Raw genomic sequence first — 657 nt, 5'->3', positions numbered from 1 at the left:
TTTTTCTTTGAATTATAAGAGATTTTCATTTTGCGGCTTCGTACGTGTATCAATTTGTACAGAAACACTCATTCCTGCTCGGATACGCCCGCCTTTTAATGCTTCCTTCGGGATAGAAACACGTACTGGAATGCGTTGGACAATTTTGGTGAAGTTGCCGGTGGCATTTTGTGGAGGGAGGAGAGAAAAAACAGCTCCTGTTGCGGGTGCAATAGAAAGCACTGTTCCTGTAAAAACATCTTTTTTGAAGGCATCAACAGCAATATAAGCTGTTTGTCCAGCACGAATATTTTGCAACTGTGTTTCTTTATAGTTCGCTTCAACATAAAGTGCATGTATAGGGACAAGCGCTGCAAGACGTTGGCCATTCCCAACAAAGTCCCCCGTTTTTGCTGTTAAATTTCCAATAACTCCATCAAATGGAGCCCGTATAATGGTTGAATCAAGATCACGTTGTGCTTTTTCACGCGTGAGTTCTAAACTCTTTGTTTGGCTTTCTGTTTCACTTCGTTGTGCTTCTAGCACTTGGATGTTAGCGTGTGCTGCAGCTATTTGCGCATCTGCACGTTTAACATTAGCAATGGCTTGTTCATAAGCTGATTTAGCATCATCAACATCAGACTGGGGAGCATAACGATTAGCTTTAAGTTCTGTGAT

The 657-nt window shown here is 41.7% G+C and carries 1 protein-coding gene; it reads right to left on the bottom strand.

Annotation, left to right across the window (positions count from 1 at the left end; translation table 11 throughout):
• Positions 1-12: 12 nt before the first annotated feature.
• Positions 13-657, bottom strand: a 645-nt coding sequence (locus tag ACFIK8_RS11880; RefSeq protein WP_375669546.1) for an HlyD family secretion protein, incomplete at its 5' end; no start/stop codon positions are given.

The sequence above is a fragment of the Bartonella sp. MR168JLCBS genome (assembly GCF_042194175.1).
This window is presented reverse-complemented; position numbering and strand designations above follow the sequence as displayed.